16 protein-coding genes, 1 tRNA gene and 1 pseudogene are annotated in these 15,528 nt (G+C 58.5%); 13 read left to right on the top strand and 5 right to left on the bottom strand.

Features of this window, described 5'->3' with window-relative positions; translation table 11 throughout:
• The first annotated feature begins 1 nt into the window (after position 1).
• The 9 genes and pseudogenes from exeF (at position 2) to exeN (ending at position 7,035) form a co-directional block, all read left to right on the top strand.
• A complete protein-coding gene (gene exeF, locus I6L46_RS02205; protein WP_005338296.1) occupies positions 2–1,222 on the top strand; it encodes a GspF family T2SS innner membrane protein variant ExeF in 1,221 nt (406 codons plus the stop codon).
• 97 nt (positions 1,223–1,319) lie between these two features.
• Positions 1,320–1,751, top strand: a complete 432-nt coding sequence (exeG, locus tag I6L46_RS02200; RefSeq protein ID WP_216977270.1) for a GspG family T2SS major pseudopilin variant ExeG — start codon at positions 1,320–1,322, stop codon at positions 1,749–1,751.
• A gap of 38 nt (positions 1,752–1,789) precedes the next feature.
• Positions 1,790–2,362: a GspH family T2SS minor pseudopilin variant ExeH gene (gene exeH, locus I6L46_RS02195; protein WP_216977269.1), complete on the top strand. Its 573-nt coding sequence runs from the start codon at positions 1,790–1,792 to the stop codon at positions 2,360–2,362.
• The gene (gene exeI, locus I6L46_RS02190; protein WP_005338301.1) at positions 2,359–2,718 is read left to right on the top strand and encodes a GspI family T2SS minor pseudopilin variant ExeI; all 360 of its coding nucleotides are present in this window, start codon (positions 2,359–2,361) and stop codon (positions 2,716–2,718) included. Before exeH ends, exeI begins: the two co-directional genes overlap by 4 nt.
• Positions 2,715–3,362, top strand: a pseudogene (gene gspJ / locus I6L46_RS02185) (type II secretion system minor pseudopilin GspJ); the annotation flags it as partial. The gene exeI and the pseudogene gspJ, both read left to right, overlap by 4 nt.
• Positions 3,363–3,474: 112 nt before the next feature.
• A complete protein-coding gene (gene exeK / locus I6L46_RS02180) occupies positions 3,475–4,476 on the top strand; it encodes a GspK family T2SS minor pseudopilin variant ExeK (protein ID WP_216977268.1) in 1,002 nt (333 codons plus the stop codon).
• 122 nt (positions 4,477–4,598) lie between these two features.
• Positions 4,599–5,783, top strand: coding sequence for a GspL family type II secretion system protein ExeL (gene exeL, locus I6L46_RS02175; protein ID WP_216977267.1), 1,185 nt, complete (start codon positions 4,599–4,601; stop codon positions 5,781–5,783).
• Positions 5,780–6,271 (top strand): GspM family type II secretion system protein ExeM, encoded by a 492-nt coding sequence (exeM, locus tag I6L46_RS02170; RefSeq protein ID WP_216977266.1) that lies wholly within the window; start codon positions 5,780–5,782, stop codon positions 6,269–6,271. Before exeL ends, exeM begins: the two co-directional genes overlap by 4 nt.
• Positions 6,268–7,035, top strand: a complete 768-nt coding sequence (gene exeN / locus I6L46_RS02165; RefSeq protein ID WP_216977265.1) for a GspN family type II secretion system protein ExeN — start codon at positions 6,268–6,270, stop codon at positions 7,033–7,035. The genes exeM and exeN overlap by 4 nt, the downstream gene beginning before the upstream one ends.
• Positions 7,036–7,098: 63 nt before the next feature.
• Here the strand turns inward: exeN and I6L46_RS02160 are convergent, their stop codons facing one another.
• From I6L46_RS02160 to I6L46_RS02145, 4 genes are all read right to left on the bottom strand, one after another.
• Positions 7,099–7,743, bottom strand: a complete 645-nt coding sequence (locus I6L46_RS02160) for a 3-keto-L-gulonate-6-phosphate decarboxylase UlaD (RefSeq protein WP_216977264.1) — start codon at positions 7,741–7,743, stop codon at positions 7,099–7,101.
• A gap of 125 nt (positions 7,744–7,868) precedes the next feature.
• Positions 7,869–8,561 carry an L-ribulose-5-phosphate 4-epimerase gene (locus I6L46_RS02155; protein ID WP_216977263.1) on the bottom strand — a complete coding sequence of 231 codons (693 nt, stop codon included), beginning with the start codon at positions 8,559–8,561 and terminating at the stop codon, positions 7,869–7,871.
• Between the two features lie 40 nt (positions 8,562–8,601).
• On the bottom strand, positions 8,602–9,078 hold the full coding sequence (locus tag I6L46_RS02150; RefSeq protein ID WP_071912067.1) for a PTS sugar transporter subunit IIA: 477 nt from the start codon (positions 9,076–9,078) through the stop codon (positions 8,602–8,604).
• Positions 9,079–9,122: 44 nt separating this feature from the next.
• Positions 9,123–10,874, bottom strand: coding sequence for a PTS ascorbate-specific subunit IIBC (locus I6L46_RS02145; protein WP_216977262.1), 1,752 nt, complete (start codon positions 10,872–10,874; stop codon positions 9,123–9,125).
• 512 nt (positions 10,875–11,386) lie between these two features.
• Between I6L46_RS02145 and ulaG the strand changes: the two genes are divergently transcribed.
• The 4 genes from ulaG (at position 11,387) to ulaR (ending at position 15,141) form a co-directional block, all read left to right on the top strand.
• Positions 11,387–12,454 (top strand): L-ascorbate 6-phosphate lactonase, encoded by a 1,068-nt coding sequence (gene ulaG / locus I6L46_RS02140; protein WP_021229099.1) that lies wholly within the window; start codon positions 11,387–11,389, stop codon positions 12,452–12,454.
• 119 nt (positions 12,455–12,573) lie between these two features.
• A complete protein-coding gene (locus tag I6L46_RS02135) occupies positions 12,574–13,398 on the top strand; it encodes a Cof-type HAD-IIB family hydrolase (RefSeq protein WP_216977261.1) in 825 nt (274 codons plus the stop codon).
• Positions 13,399–13,412: 14 nt separating this feature from the next.
• Entirely contained in the window at positions 13,413–14,285 is an 873-nt protein-coding gene (locus I6L46_RS02130) for an L-ribulose-5-phosphate 3-epimerase (protein ID WP_216977260.1), read from the top strand.
• A 97-nt stretch (positions 14,286–14,382) separates the two neighbouring features.
• Complete coding sequence (gene ulaR, locus I6L46_RS02125) at positions 14,383–15,141, top strand: HTH-type transcriptional regulator UlaR (RefSeq protein ID WP_216977259.1); 759 nt, start codon at positions 14,383–14,385, stop codon at positions 15,139–15,141.
• A 114-nt stretch (positions 15,142–15,255) separates the two neighbouring features.
• Here ulaR and I6L46_RS02120 read toward each other — a convergent pair.
• Positions 15,256–15,343 (bottom strand) — tRNA-Ser (locus tag I6L46_RS02120).
• Positions 15,344–15,528 lie beyond the last annotated feature (185 nt).

Genomic DNA, 15,528 nt, shown 5'->3' with positions numbered 1-15,528 from the left:
GATGGCGGCATTCGAATACAAGGCCCTCGATAACAAGGGGCGCAGCAAGAGCGGCGTGATGGAGGGCGACTCGGCCCGTCAGGTACGCCAGCTGCTACGCGAGCAGGGGCTCACTCCCCTCGAGGTGAACGAGACCACCGAGAAGGCGAAACGGGAAGCGACCCGCTTCGCCCTGTTTCGTCGTGGCGCCTCCACTGCCGAGCTGGCCCTGATCACTCGCCAACTGGCGACCCTGGTGGGGGCCGGTCTCACCATCGAAGAGGCGCTCAAAGCGGTGGCCGAGCAGTGCGAAAAAGCCCATTTGCGCTCTCTGGTGGCCACCGTGCGCAGCAAGGTGGTGGAAGGGTATTCGCTGGCCGACTCGCTGGGAGCCTTCCCCCATGTGTTCGACCAGCTGTTTCGCTCCATGGTGGCGGCCGGTGAAAAGTCGGGCCATCTGGAGAAGGTGCTCAACCGCCTCGCCGACTACACCGAGCAGCGCCAGCATATGCGCACCAAGCTGTTGCAGGCGATGATCTACCCCATCGTGCTTACCTGCGTGGCTATCGGGGTTATCTCGATCCTGCTTACCGCCGTGGTGCCCAAGGTGGTGGCCCAGTTTGAACACATGGGCCAGCAGTTGCCGGGCACAACCCGCTTTCTCATCGGTACCAGCGAACTGATGCAGGCCTATGGCCTCTGGTTCCTGCTGCTGATCTTCCTTGGCAGCTTTGTCTGGCGCTGGTGGCTCACCGATGAAAAGCGCCGCCGACGCTGGCATCAGGTGTTGCTCGGTCTGCCGGTGATTGGCCGGGTCAGTCGCGGTCTCAACACCGCCCGCTTCGCCCGTACTTTAAGCATCCTCAACGCCAGTGCGGTGCCGCTGCTGGAGGGGATGAAGATCTCCGGCGAAGTGCTCTCCAACGACTTTGCCAGAATGCGCATTCTCGAAGCCGCCGAACGGGTGCGCGAGGGGACCAGTCTGCGCAAGTCGCTGACCGAGACCAAGATTTTCCCGCCCATGATGCTGCACATGATCGCCTCCGGCGAGCAGAGCGGCGAGCTCGACAGCATGCTGGAGCGGGCGGCGGACAACCAAGATCGGGAGTTTGAATCCCAGGTCAATATCGCCCTCGGGGTGTTCGAACCCATGCTGGTGGTCTCCATGGCCGGGGTGGTGCTGTTTATCGTGATGTCGATCCTGCAGCCGATCCTCGAGCTCAACAATATGGTGAATATGTAAGTTTCCGGTGTTCGGTGGCGCCGCTGGCGGCCCGTCGAACCCACCCAGTGATCACTCTCTGATGGGCCATCCCATCTCATTCGTTACGGAGCAACTCATGAACAAACGTCGTCAATCCGGTTTTACCCTGCTGGAAGTCATGGTGGTCATCGTGATCCTCGGCATTCTGGCCAGTCTGGTGGTGCCCAACCTGATGGGCAACAAGGAAAAGGCTGACCAGCAGAAAGCGGTCTCCGATATCGTGGCGCTGGAAAACGCCCTCGACATGTACAAGCTGGACAACAACCGCTACCCGACCACAGAGCAGGGTCTGGATGCACTGGTGACCAAGCCCTCCATCGACCCGACGCCGCGCAGCTACCGCGATGGCGGCTACATCAAGCGCCTGCCGCAAGATCCCTGGGGCAACCCGTACCAGCTGCTGAGCCCGGGCCAGTTCGGCAAGATCGACATCTTCTCCATGGGTCTGGATGGTGAAGCCGGTACCGATGACGACATCGGCAACTGGAACCTGAAGGATTTCCAATAAGTGATATGTCGCCACCGCACTCCTTGTGAGCTGACTGCATGAAGCGCTCTCTCTCCTTTCATCGCCAATCCGGCTTTACTCTGCTGGAAGTGTTGCTGGTCGCCATGCTGATGGGACTAGTGGCCACCGCCGTCACCCTCAGCATGGGAGGCGCCAGAGGAGATAGGGAGCTGGACAAGCAGGCGCGTCGCCTGATGGCGACGCTGCAGCTGGCGCAGGAGTATGCGGTGATGGATGGTCGGCTGGTAGGCATTCGCATCGAGGATAACGGCTGGCAGTTTATGCAGCGTCAGGCCAAGGATCGCAAGTGGCTGGCCCTGACTGGCGACAAGCAACTTGGGCCGGTGCAACTGGCCGAGAACATGACGCTGGCGCTGGAGCTGGAAGGCTTTGGCTGGCAGCCGGACCCCGACGAGAAAACCGAACAGAAGCGCAACGAGAAGGAGCGCACGCCGCAGCTACTGATCTTCCCGGGCGGCGAGCTGAGCCCGTTCGTGCTCACCTTCACCCAGCAGGATGACGATGCCCGCTACACCCGTATCGTCAAAGGGGACGAGTTTGGCCGCCTCACCCTGCTCACCGGCGATGAAGATGAAGAGGTGAGCGAATGAACGCCCGCGGGATGACCTTACTCGAAGTGATGGTAGCGCTGGCAGTCTTTGCCATCGCGGGGCTGGCGGTAATGAAAACCGCCAGCGAACACCTCTCGGCCCTCAACTATCTAGAGCAGAAGACACTCGCCACCTGGGTGGTAGAGAACCAGCTGGTGCAGCAGAAGCTCGAGAACAAGTGGCCCGGCGACAGCTGGGTGGAAGGGGATGAGCAGATGGCGGGCAGCACCTGGTACTGGCGCTATCGCGGCGTCGCCACCGCCGACAACAACTTTCGGGCACTCGATATGGAAGTGCGTACCGAGGCCAAAGCCGAGAACCCGGTCGCCATGATGCGGACTTATATCAGCCGATGACCCAGCTATCCGCCCGCACGCCTCGCCCCGTCCGTCACGCCGGTTTTACCCTGCTCGAAATGCTGGTGGCGATCGCCATCTTCGCCACTCTCAGCATGGGCGCCTATCAGGTGCTGCAGGGGGTGCTCACCAGCGACGAGGTAGCCAAGCGCAAGGAGGCCCGCCTCAACGAATTGCAGCTCGCCTTCACCCTGCTGGAGCGAGACATCACCCAGATGGTGCCGCGCAGCGGCCGCATCGAGGGGGAGAACAACAAGGTGCTGCTGGCGGCTTCCCGCTTCGGCCAGCAGAGCGATGACTGGGGCATGGCCTTTATGCGCAGCGGCTGGCTCAACCCGGACGGCATGCTGCCCCGCTCCCATCTGCAACGGGTCGGCTGGCGCCTCAAGGATCAGAAGCTGGAGCGCCTGAGCTACCTCTATCCGGATCCGGTGATCGGCACCGAACCGCGCATCCAGCCGGTGCTGGCGGGGGTAACGGCGTTTCGCCTCTACTTCTTCGACAAGGGCAACTGGAAAGAGGAGTGGACCCAGCGCAGCGTGCTGCCCCACGGGCTGGCAGTGGAGCTGGATCTGGAAGATTACGGCACCATTCGCCGCCAGTTCCTGATAGGTGCCGGTGGCCAGCGCGCCGAAGAGAACAGCCAGAGCAGCAACCCCGACCAGGGGGGCGGCAACAACAGCAATAACGGGAACAACGGCGGCAACGGCAATACCAATGGCGGTAATGGTGACAGCCAGAACGGAGGGGGCGCCAATGCGGGCTAATCTCGCCGCTCCCGGTCGCCAGCGCGGCATGGCGCTACTGGTGGTGCTGCTGATCCTCTCGGTGATGGTGATCATTGCCAGCAATATGAGCGGCCGCCTGCAGCTTGAGCTGCGCCGCACCGCCAACATCACCACCGGCAAACAGGCATGGTGGTATGCCCTCTCGGCAGAAGCGCTGGTGAGCAAGGTGCTGACGCAGGATTTCAAGGACAATCCCGAGGTGGTCAACCTCAGTCAGAACTGGGCCCGCAAGAACACTGTCTTTCCGGTGGACGCTGGCCAGCTCAAGGGCGAGGTGACCGACCTGCAATCCTGCTTCAACCTCAACAGCCTGAGCGTGGCCTCCAAGGCGGGGAGCGGCGAGGAGCTGACGCAGCAACCCTATCCGGTGCAAGTGTTTCGCGAACTGCTCAAACAGCTGGCGATGGATGATTACGAGGCGGCCCAGCTCACCGATGCCATCCGTGACTGGACCGACAAGGATACGGTGCTGGTCTCCAGCCTTGGCGCAGAGGACGCCTATTATGAGGGGCTCAAGCCACCCTATCTGACCGCCAACCAGTGGATGCTGGGCAAGGACGAGCTGAGGGCGGTGCGCGGGGTGACGGCCCGGGTCTATGCCAAACTCGCCCCCTATGTCTGCACCCTGCCCAGCGACAAGTTGAAGATCAATATCAATACCCTTGCCCCCCAGCGCCCCGAGCTGCTGGTCGCCCTCTATCTGGGCACTATCGGGCTGGATGACGCCAAGCGGGTGCTGAACGAGCGACCACAGAAGGGGTGGAAAGAGAGCAAGCTGATGACAGACATGCTCGCTCCGGTCGATTCGGTGAAAGGACTGAAAGAGGCGCTGGTGGTCAAGAGCGACTTCTTCGAAGCCCGAGTCGTGGCCGAGGTCGGCGATAACCGGGCCTGGCTCGAAACCCTGTTCCAGCGGGGCAAGGACAATAAACTGGTGATGCTGCGCCGCCTCAGTAGCGGCGCCGAATAAACAGCGCACCTGCAGGCCATCGCCCGCGGGTACGAGAGATGTTGGATGCAGCCTGCGGGCTGCGCACCGGTTGCCAGGGCGCACAACGCCCTTTGCAAACCGGTATCGCAGGAGAGAGATGCGTGAGCGAAAGTCTGGTCATCCGACTGGGGACCAATAAACAACAACCCGTGGCCTGGCTGGTCTGGTCCGGTCAGGAGCAGGAGATCATCGCCTCCGGCACCCTGCCCTCGGCCGATGCCCTGAGCGAGCTGCAGGAGCGGGCCGGTGGTCGCCCCGTGGTCACCTTGGTGCCGGGCAGCGATCTGATCTTCCGGCGCGTCACCCTGCCGGGTCGCTACAACCGCCAGTCGGCAGCGGCCCTCCCCTACCTGCTGGAGGAGCAGATTGCCTCCGATGTGGACGAGCTCCATCTGGTGGTGCTGGCCCATGAGGGCCAGCAGGTGGATCTGATGGCGGTGGATCGGCAGAAGATGGGCGAGTGGCTCGGCTGGCTCGATGCCGCAGGCCTAAAGAGCCTGCACCTGCTGCCCGATGTGCTGGCACTGCCACAGGCCGCTGATGGCTGGTCTGCGCTGCAACTCGGCAGCGAGTGGCTGGTACGCCAGGGCCCCTGTCAGGGGATCGTCGCCGACGAACCGCTGCTGGCTATCTTGCTGGCAACCGAAGCCGAGCCGGTCACCATCCACAGCCATACCCCGGTGCCCGCCATTGCCGCCGCCAACTGGCAGGCGGCGGAGCCCGAACTCCCCATGCTGCTGCTGGCCAAGGGGGCCCTCACCTGCCGGGCCAACCTGCTGACCGGCCCCTACCGGCCGCAGACCGAATATGCCCGCTACTGGTTGCAGTGGCGCAAGGTAGCCATCACCGCCGGTCTGTTGCTGCTGGTGGCCCTCGGCCAGCGCGGGGTGCAACTCTATCAGCTCACCGAGCAGGACAAGGCGCTGAAAGCAGAGATCCGCGCCGTCTATACCCGCATCTTCCCGGGTGAGAGCCGCATCGTGAACGTGCGCAGCCAGATGAACCAGCATCTGCAACAGATGGGACAAGCCCCGCAAAACGGCGTGCTGCTGATGCTCACCGAGCTGGCCCCCACCTTTGCCGAAGTACCCGGTCTGAAACCACAGGTGATGCGCTTTGATGCCAGTCGCCGCGAGCTGAGGCTGCAGGTGACCGCCCCCGGCTTTGCCGAGATCGAGCGGTTCCGTGAGCTGGCCGGCAAGCAATTCGAGGTACAGCAAGGCGAGGTGCGCAGCACCGAGGGCAAGGTAGAGGGCGCACTGGTGCTCAAGGGTAAATCATCATGATGGAAAAATTGCAGAGCTGGTGGCACGGCATCACAGCACGGGAACAGCGGCTGGTGGTCGCAGGCGGCGTTCTGCTGCTGGTCGGTCTCTTCTACTGGATCGTCTGGCAGCCCATCGCCAACCGCATCGCGGAGCGGGAGCGGCAGGTGCAGAACCAGCAGCAGACCCTCGCCTGGCTCAAGGAGAAGGGTGAAGAGGTGCTGGCCATGCAGGGTGGCTCGGGTCGCCAGATCGACACCAGCGGCACCCTTGAAGGGGTTGTCAACCGCACCGCCTTCAACCACAAGATCAAGATTGCCCGGCTGCAACCCCAAGCGCAGGAGCTGCAAGTGTGGATCGACACGGTCCAGTTCGATGACTTGCTGCTCTGGCTCTCCACGCTGGTGGAGCAGCACGGCATTCAGGTTCAAATCATCGAGATCGCCCGCGAGGATCTGGCCCCGGGTCTGGTCAAGGTCAGACGTTTGCAGTTGAGTCGTCCACAATGAAAAAACGCATCCTGATTGCCAGCCTGTTTCTGGCCGCCTATCTGCTCTTCCTGCTGGCCACCCTGCCCGCGGCACTGGTGGCGCGCCATCTTCCGCTGCCTGCCAACGTTGCCAACCTGATGAAACTGGAAGGGGTGAGCGGCACCCTCTGGAGTGGCCAGATCGCCCGACTGCAATATGCCAGCGAATCGGTGAACCAGCTGCGCTGGGATCTCAACGGCTGGTCACTGCTGCGCTTCGCCCCCGAAGTGGCCATTCGCTTTGGCGATCGCAACGGTCTCAATGGTCAGGGCGTTGTCGGCTGGAATGGCGCCGCCTTCGGCCGGGATCTGACCCTCAACGCCCCCGCCCCCTGGTTGCTGAGCCGGGTGCCGATGCGCCTGCCGCTCCCGCTCACGGTCAGCGGCCAGCTGCAGCTCAAAGTGGAGCAATTTGCCCAGGGCAACCCCTGGTGCGACAACCTCTACGGCAACCTCGACTGGTACAACGCCAGCGCCGATACCCCGGCGGGCAAGCTGGATCTGGCTGACCCCGAGCTGAAACTCACCTGCCTCGACTCCAAACTGGTTGCCGAGCTCAAGCAGGGCTCCGATGCGGTACAGACCAGCGGGCGCCTCGAGCTGCAACCCAATGGCCAATACCTGTTTCAGGGCAGCCTGAAACCGGGCCCGGCCCTGCCAGAGCAGATGCAGCAGGGGCTCCCCTTCCTCGGCCAGCCCGACAGTCAGGGCCGCTTCCCCCTGCGCTATCAGGGGCGGATCTAACCACTGCTGCGACAAGGCCCCGGAGTATTTCGGGGGCCTTTATCCGCTAATAACCTGCTCCTGTTACCAATATTTGCTTATCTCTCGGCGCAACGCTTCGGCGGTTGCCTGACCGCTTTCCGATGCCAGTGCCCGCCCGGCGATAAAGGTCTTGGCCCGGATCCCTTCAAACAGATGGATATCTTCCGGCACGATACCGCCTGTGATCGACAGCTCCAGCCCCAGCTCGGAGAGTGCCCGCATTTTGCTCAAATCGGCCTGGGTCCAGCTGACCCCGGCCAGCTCGGCATCCCGCGAGCGGTGATAGATAGCCTGGCTGATCCCCATATCGGCCCACTGTTTGGCATCATCCAGCGTCCAGTTGCCATAGATCTCGATCTGGATCTCCCCGCCAAACTCGTCCGCAACTTTCTTGCAGGCTGCAATGGTAGCAACGTGTGCGGCGGCCGATACCGTGATCCAGTCAGCTCCGGCCGAGAAGGCCATGCGAGCCAGAATGGCACCACCATCTGTGGTCTTCATATCACACACAATAATGTGATCAGGATGACGCTCGCGCATGGTGCGTACCGCAGACATCCCTTCTGCAAAAGCCAGAATAGTGCCGACCTCGATCACCTCGACATAACCGGCAACGCGATCGGCAATATCCACGGCGGTAGCAAGATCGGTAGAATCCAGAGCAATCTGTAACATGGGTTTGGTCATACTATATTTCCTCAATTTAAAACCTTGGCTTAATTGATTGGCCCATTGATTTAAAGTCGATAAAGGGCCGTAACCTGATGTCACTAATATAGATAGATGGGTAATTTAAATAATGGGCCAACTAATTAACGCTGGCCGTAATAGGCATTCTCACCATGCTTTCTGAAATAGTGTTTGTCAGACAACTCCTGCGTAATATGGATGGCCGGGTTCAACGCTCTGGTTGCCAGCGCCATGGTCGCGACCTCCTCCAGCACCAGCGCATTGTGCACCGCATCCACCGCACTCTTGCCCCAGCAGAAAGGGGCATGACCGGTGATGACCACGCCTGGCAAGGCCTGCGGATCCAGATCTCGTCGCTGAAATTCTTCGACAATGACCTTGCCGGTATTTTTTTCATAGTCAATGCGGATTTCATCTTCGGTCAGCGGACGGGTGCAGGGAATATCGCCATAGAAATAATCGGCATGGGTGGTACCCAAGGCGGGAATATCCATTCCCGCCTGCGCCCAAATAGTGCCATGACGTGAATGGGTGTGCACAATACCGGAAATTCCTTTAAACCCTTTATATAAAACCAGATGGGTTGCAGTATCACTGGACGGGGATAAATGCCCATCGACGATCTGGCCTTCCAAATTAACGACCACGATATCGTCAACGGTCATATTGTCGTAAGAGACCCCCGATGGCTTGATGGCCACCACGCCTAGGCTGCGATCAATCTGGGATACATTGCCCCAGGTCAGGGTAACCAGACCGTACCGGGGCAACAGCAGGTTGGCCTCCAGTACCGCCTCTTTCAATGAGTTGTACATTTCGTTCTCCTGGGCCCCTTGCGGAACCCCGTTGGGTGCCTCAGACCACTTGCGCCAGCGCCTGATCAATGACGTTGAATACATCTGCCGTGCTTTGGCACGCTCGCAGCTTGTCGAGGTTGATCCCGCTCTCGCTGTTTTCATCCTCCAGCACCTGAGTCACCTCCATCAGCCCCTCCATGTGTTCATCCGAGGTGCTGCCCGCCAGCGTTACCAGCACGTCCACCGGCTCCTCTTCCCCTTCAAATTTCACCGGCGTGGTCAGGGTGACCAGTGCAAACGCCGTGCGATTGACTCCATCCTCTGGCCTCGCATGGGGCATCGCGAATTGGGGGGCAATCACGATATAGGGCCCCATCTTTTCAATGCTGCCGATGATTGCATCATGGTAACGCGGCTCCACGGCACCGGAGCGGATCAGCATGTCGGTGCCCAGCTTGATGGCGCTGCGCCAGTCGCTGGCGGCCGCATTGAGCAATACAGAGTTGTTTTCCATCAGAGATTGTTTGAATTTCATCTTGTTCTCCTTGCCCGCGGCCACATGCCGCGAGGCTCATCGGCTTAATTTGCAAAGTTGTTCTTGATGATGCCCAGCAGTTCATCACCAAACGAATTGGGGTTGAGCATGTTCTGCACGCCCAGCACGAATTTGCCCTCACCGGGGCTCATCTCGCCGGCCAGATGCTTGGAAGAGACGATGATGTCGGTGGTCTGCAGCTTGGTTTTGTAATCAGCCACGGCGCAGGAGTCCATGACATGGGGCACGCCACGCTGTTCGAGAAACTTGCCAATCTTCATCTTCATCATCATGGATGAGCCCTGACCGTTGCCGCATACCGCCAGGATCCGCACTGCATGTCCCCCTTTGGCACTCTCGGCTGGCGAGGCTGGCTGATCGGCCGCTTCTTCTGCCACGGCGGTACTCGGGACAGCCATATCCTCTTCCATCCGCAGGGTGCGGGAAGCGAAGTACATATAAAGCCCGGCACCAGCCAGTAACACCACGAAGAACAGGGAAGATAGCGAGAGACCCTGCATGATCACCGGGAATACCAGCGCCCAGTCAGCCATTCCCATCCAACCGTTGAAGCTGGTGCCATTGACCGCGAACAGGTGGATAGCCCAGGCAGAGCCAAGCACCTCGATGATCCCCATGACGAAGCAGATCTTCATCACCGCTCGCCAGCCGCCAAAGTGGTTGGCGAACACCCCTATGGTGGCGTTGGAGAAGAACATGGGAATGAAGCCCGGGATAATCATGATGGGCGCCTGGAATGCAAGCAGGGCAAGCACAGCAAGGAACTGACCGATAGCCCCCCACATGAAGCCAAAGACCATGGCATTCGGCGAGTAGGCGTAGATGGCGGCGCAATCGATTGCCAGGACGGCGTTGGGAATGACCCGTTCGGAGATCCCCTTGAATGCCTCGGAGAGCTCGGCAACGAACATCCGTACCCCCACCACGATGACCTGAATGGCGACCGCAAACTTGAGACCGGTTTCGAGAATGTAGATGGACCAGTGAGTCTGACCCGCCATCTGTTGCAGATTATCGAGGCCAAACGAGAGCAGGATGATACCGAAGAAGATGGTCATCACGATGGCGGTCGCCGTGATGCTGTCGTGGAAGATGTGCAGCCACTTTGGCAGCTTCAGGTGATCGACGCTCTCTTCCTTATTACCCAGTTTCGGCGCCACCTTGGTGGCAATCCAGGAGGCGACCTGTTGCTGGTGGCCGATAGAGAACCCCGCACCGCCAGTTACTTCCTGAGTCGGCTTGAACATGATGTTGGAGGAGATCCCCCAATAGAGCGCCATGATAACGGCGGAATAGAGGATGGTTTCCCACATTGAGGCGCCCATCACCATATAGAAGACCGCGATCAGACCCACCTGCTGAAACATGATGTGGCCGGTCAGCATGATGGTGCGGATCCCGGTATAGCGCCGCAGCAACACCAGCAGAATATTGAGGGCAAGGGCCAGCAATACCGCATAGCCGACCCAGGAGTAGTTCTCTCCCATGGTTTCCATGGTCGCCATCATGGTGGTGTAGGGATCAATCACTGAACCGGTGAGGTGATGATATTCCGCAATTTTGTCCACCACCGGCTTGAAGCCTGCCACCAGCGTACTGGCGCCCACCTGCACCAGCATGAAACCGACGATGGTCTTCACGGTGCCCTTGACGACCGTCGTGCCATCCTGCTTGAGCAACAGGTAGCCAATACAGGTCACCAGCCCCAACAGCAGGGGTGCCTTGGTCATCACCTGACTGTAAAAGATGTAAAAAGCGTTGTAGAGGGTTTCCATATTTATGCTCCGTCCAGATGAGGACAACTCATGGCTATTGGATTGGTGCGGACATCTCACCATTCATATGGGCATTGCTTTACCTGACGCCCCGCGAGCAGATTCAACTGCCACCACTCACTATTAAATCCAAAATAATCATACATAATCACATTGTGATTTATTGTGATGAAGATCGAGGTCGGGAGAATCTCTTCTTTCCACCATCTGGATGTGAAATTTCGGTTAAAAGGGTACTCAAAGCTGCATAAAAGGATTCAAATAACCCCTATAAATGGGCGTCAAATAAGTAAATCCAATAAATACAATAAGTTATAAACATACTCATCTCTTGATTGTGATATGCCGCAATTAATCTCACAAAACAATCACTACAATCATTGATAATCACAAGGGCTGGTAATATAGTCACAACCAATCAAAGAAAATCACTGACTCGCAACCATGCAAGTCATGTCATCACCCGATGAATCACCACTGTGTGAACCATCCAAATCAGAAAGGTATGTGAGATGAGCAAGATTGAAGAAATCACCCGTGAATCGTGGATCCTCAGCACCTTCCCCGAGTGGGGCACCTGGCTGAATGAAGAGATTGAGCAGGAAGAGGTCAAACCGAATACCTTCGCCATGTGGTGGCTGGGTTGCACCGGTATCTGGCTGAAGTCTGCCGGCAATACCAACATCTCCATCGACTTCTGGTGCGGCACGGGCAAGCGAACCCATGGCAATCCCTACATGAACAAGCAGCACCAGATGATGCGGATGGGGGGCGTGCGCAAGCTACAACCCAACCTGAGAACCTCACCTTTCGTGCTCGATCCGTTCGGGATTAAAGATATCGATGCAGTGCTCGCTACCCACGATCATGCCGACCATATCGACGTCAATGTGGCGGCTGCCGTGCTGCAAAACTGTGGTGAGCATGTGAAGTTCATCGGCCCGAAAGCCTGTGTCGACCTCTGGTTGCGCTGGGGGGTGCCTGCCGAGCGTTGCGTGGTGGCCCGCGTAGGTGACGAGATCCCGGTGGGCGATATCGTGATCCAGGTACTCGATGCCTTTGACCGTACCGCGCTGGTCACCCTGCCGGCGGGGGTCTCCTCCACCGACAAGAGCATTCTGGATGGCATGGATGATCGGGCAGTGAACTATCTGGTCAAGACATCCGGGGGCAACCTCTACCACTCGGGTGATTCTCACTACTCCAACTACTACGCCAAGCATGGCAATGACTACCAGATCGATGTGGCGCTGCTCTCTTATGGCGAGAACCCCCGCGGCGTGACCGACAAGATGACCTCATCAGACATCTTGCGGGCCGGGGAGTCCCTCAACACCAAGGTGGTGATCCCGTTCCACCACGATATCTGGGCCAACTTCCAAAGCGATCCCCGCGAGATCGAAGTGCTCTGGAACATGAAAAAGGATCGCCTCGGCTATCGCTTCAGCCCCTTCTTCTGGCAAGTCGGTGGCAAGTACACCTTCCCGACCGACCAGAGCAAGCTGCACTACCAGCACCCACGCGGATTCGATGACATCTTCATCGACGAGCCGGAGCTGCCTTACAAATCTTTCCTGTAAGCATGCCCTGTCAGACGTCGGGTAATACGAGGGAGGGCGATGGAGATGAGCCAGCAAGGCGTCATCTCAATCACCCCCTCTATTGCCCCCACCTCACCGGATAACAAGAAGATCAGACGATGCGCTATCACGCCCTGGCCCTCGATCTCGATGGCACCACCCTGACCAGTGCTCACACCATCATGCCGGCCATCAAAGAGGCCATTATGAGGATCAAGGAGCAGACCACCGTCATGCTGGTCACCGGCAGACACCACACGGCCGCCCACCCCTATCACCACGAATTGGGACTGACTACTCCCATCATCTGCTGTAACGGTACCTACGTTTACGACTACGAACAACGTGCCGTACTGGCGGAGAACGCCATTCCCCATCAGCTGGCACAACGCTTTATCGCGCTGGCAAAGGAGCACCGGCTCAACCTCGTCATGTATGTCACTGACCGCATGGTCTACTCCGCTCATCAGCCGGTACGCTACGTGGCGGCCCTGCAGCAGTGGGCCAGCAGCTTTGCGCCGCCTATCCAGCCGCAGGTAGCCAGTGTTGACTCGTTTGAAGAGGAGTTGGCCAACAGCAGCCATGTCTGGAAGTTCGTGGCCGAGGGAGAGATCACCGCCATTCAGGCCTTCTCACATCACCCTTGGGTACGCGAACACTTCAGTGGTGAACAGTCCTGGGCCAATCGGGTTGATTTTGCCCGCCGTGGCAACAGCAAGGGATCGCGACTGCAGGAGTATCTGGACCAGCAAGGGATCACCCCGGCACGACTGGTCGCCATCGGCGACAACCACAACGACACCTCCATGCTCTGCCTCGCGGGGATGGGCATCGCCATGGCCAATGCCGAGCAGGAGGTCAAACAGATGGCCAACCGGGTCACCTGCGAGAGCAACGACGAGGGCGGGATCCTCGAGGTATTGAACCACTATTTCCCTATCTGAATGCAGGAGCTTGTATGCACCACTTTGACCATGCCTTACGCCTCGGCCTTTATGAAAAAGCGATGCCCTCTGCACTGGAGTGGCAAGAGAAAATTCTGTCGGCCAAGGAGCTTGGCTTTGATTTCATCGAGATATCCATTGATGAATCAGATGAAAAACTGCAACGGCTCGACTGGTCAGATAGCGAAATCTATCGGCTTAGACGACTGTGCGAGCAGCACAGCTTGCCGTTGCACTCCATGTGCCTGAGCGCCCATCGCCGCTTTCCGTTTGGTTCGCAGGAGCCGGCCATCCGCAAGCAGGCGGCCATCATCATGGAAAAAGCGATCAATCTGGCGTACAAGCTCGGCATTCGCTGCATCCAGCTGGCGGGCTACGACGTCTATTACGAACCGCAAAGCAACGAGACCCACCGCCACTTCATCAACGGGATGAAGGCGGCAGCAAAAATGGCAGAGCGGGCAGGCATCATGCTGGGCGTGGAGATCATGGACACCCCCTACCTCAACTCCCTCAGCAAGTTCGAGGTGCTGAAAAAGCAGATCCTCTCCCCCTACTTCATGGCCTACCCGGATGTCGGCAATATCACCGGATGGAACTATGACACCTGCACCGAGCTGCAATTGAGTGCAGACCATATCGTGCAGATCCACCTCAAAGACACCCGCAAGGTAACGGCCAGTTGCAGCGGGCAGTTCCGTGATCTGGTCATTGGCGAAGGAGAGGTCGACTTTGCCGCCATTTTCAACACTCTGGCAAAAATCGGTTACAACGGCCCTCTGGTGTTGGAGATGTGGGCCAAGGATGAAGAGTGGGCCAGCAACCTGAAAACGGCCAAAGCGCTACTGGTCGAACACGCTCGGCAAGCCGGTCTGGCGATCGCCTGAACGCCCATTATCAGAAGAGTAAACAAGGTTGCTGTCATCGACACCCATGCGCGATATAATCACCACCCAATCAGATTCAATCATCATCAGGCATGATATGACAGAAGCACATCGCCATAACGCCATTTTGGAACTGCTCAATCAGAAACGTCATCTGTCGGTCAACAGCATAATGCAAGCCTTTGATATTTCTCCGGCCACTGCGCGCCGCGATATCAACAAGCTCAATGACTCCGGCAAGCTGCGCAAGGTGCGCAACGGGGCCGAAGCCCTGATGCAGGCCAGAAAGACCCACTGGTCTCCTCTCGACAGCAATGAAAGCCTCAATCACAGCGAAAAGGTGCGCATCGCCCAGGCGGCGGCTGCGCTGATCAAACCGGGGGAAAGCGCGGTCATCAACTGTGGCTCCACCGCCTTCGTGCTGGGTCAGGAGATCTGCGGACAGGATGTTCAGGTCATCACCAACTACTTCCCGCTCGCCAACTACCTGATCGAGAATGACCATGACGGTGTGGTGATCATCGGCGGTCAATACAACAAGTCGCAATCCATCACCTTGGCACCGCAGGACGAGATCTCCTCCCTCTATGCCGGGCACTGGATGTTTACCAGCGGCAAGGGTGTCACCGCAGATGGTCTCTACAAGATGGATATGCTGACCGCCATGGCGGAGCAGAAGATGCTCAACCACGTCGGCCGACTGGTGGTACTGGCCGACAGCAGCAAGGTGGGACAACGGGCAGGCATGCTGTTTTGCGCCGCCAGCAAGATCGACATTCTGATCACCGGCAAGGATGCGAATAAAGAGGTTATCGAGCAGATCAAAGCCAAAAATGTGCAGGTCATTCTGGTCTAGGACATAAAGTGCCGGGGCGCTTTGTCGGCGCCTTCATTCAAGGCCATTTTCGGCCAGAAATCGCAGATACAAAAAAGCCCAAGCGGCTGACCGCTTGGGCTTTCTCTTTGAATATGGCGGAGGAGGTGGGATTTGAACCCACGGATGGTCGCCCATCGCCGGTTTTCAAGACCGGTGCATTCAGCCGCTCTGCCACCCCTCCGAACGGCGTGCATACTACGCTAAGCCCTTGTTCATATGCAATACATATTTCCTGTGGGATAGTGTGCGGGAGCAAAATGGCAGGTGGCTTGAAATTGTTCCTCGTCATCCCTATTTGTTCTACATACAATGCGTAAACATGCAGTAACAAACAGCGATCACGAGGCGGCTGCTCGCCGTCTCACC

The sequence above is a fragment of the Aeromonas sp. FDAARGOS 1416 genome, assembly GCF_019048085.1.
Taxonomy (GTDB): Bacteria; Pseudomonadota; Gammaproteobacteria; order Enterobacterales; family Aeromonadaceae; genus Aeromonas; species Aeromonas veronii.
The sequence above is the reverse complement of the archived record's forward strand: the minus strand, read 5'-3'. Positions and strand labels throughout refer to the sequence as shown.

Excerpts from the sequence above, each read along its gene's own strand:
- exeF (WP_005338296.1), top strand. The coding sequence starts at position 2 with ATGGCGGCATTCGAATACAAGGCCCTCGATAACAAGGGGCGCAGCAAG.
- exeG (WP_216977270.1), top strand. The coding sequence starts at position 1,320 with ATGAACAAACGTCGTCAATCCGGTTTTACCCTGCTGGAAGTCATGGTG.
- exeH (WP_216977269.1), top strand. The coding sequence starts at position 1,790 with ATGAAGCGCTCTCTCTCCTTTCATCGCCAATCCGGCTTTACTCTGCTG.
- exeI (WP_005338301.1), top strand. The coding sequence starts at position 2,359 with ATGAACGCCCGCGGGATGACCTTACTCGAAGTGATGGTAGCGCTGGCA.
- exeK (WP_216977268.1), top strand. The coding sequence starts at position 3,475 with ATGCGGGCTAATCTCGCCGCTCCCGGTCGCCAGCGCGGCATGGCGCTA.
- exeM (WP_216977266.1), top strand. The coding sequence starts at position 5,780 with ATGATGGAAAAATTGCAGAGCTGGTGGCACGGCATCACAGCACGGGAA.
- exeN (WP_216977265.1), top strand. The coding sequence starts at position 6,268 with ATGAAAAAACGCATCCTGATTGCCAGCCTGTTTCTGGCCGCCTATCTG.
- I6L46_RS02160 (WP_216977264.1), bottom strand. The coding sequence starts at position 7,743 with ATGACCAAACCCATGTTACAGATTGCTCTGGATTCTACCGATCTTGCT.
- I6L46_RS02155 (WP_216977263.1), bottom strand. The coding sequence starts at position 8,561 with ATGTACAACTCATTGAAAGAGGCGGTACTGGAGGCCAACCTGCTGTTG.
- I6L46_RS02150 (WP_071912067.1), bottom strand. The coding sequence starts at position 9,078 with ATGAAATTCAAACAATCTCTGATGGAAAACAACTCTGTATTGCTCAAT.
- I6L46_RS02145 (WP_216977262.1), bottom strand. The coding sequence starts at position 10,874 with ATGGAAACCCTCTACAACGCTTTTTACATCTTTTACAGTCAGGTGATG.
- ulaG (WP_021229099.1), top strand. The coding sequence starts at position 11,387 with ATGAGCAAGATTGAAGAAATCACCCGTGAATCGTGGATCCTCAGCACC.
- I6L46_RS02135 (WP_216977261.1), top strand. The coding sequence starts at position 12,574 with ATGCGCTATCACGCCCTGGCCCTCGATCTCGATGGCACCACCCTGACC.
- I6L46_RS02130 (WP_216977260.1), top strand. The coding sequence starts at position 13,413 with ATGCACCACTTTGACCATGCCTTACGCCTCGGCCTTTATGAAAAAGCG.
- ulaR (WP_216977259.1), top strand. The coding sequence starts at position 14,383 with ATGACAGAAGCACATCGCCATAACGCCATTTTGGAACTGCTCAATCAG.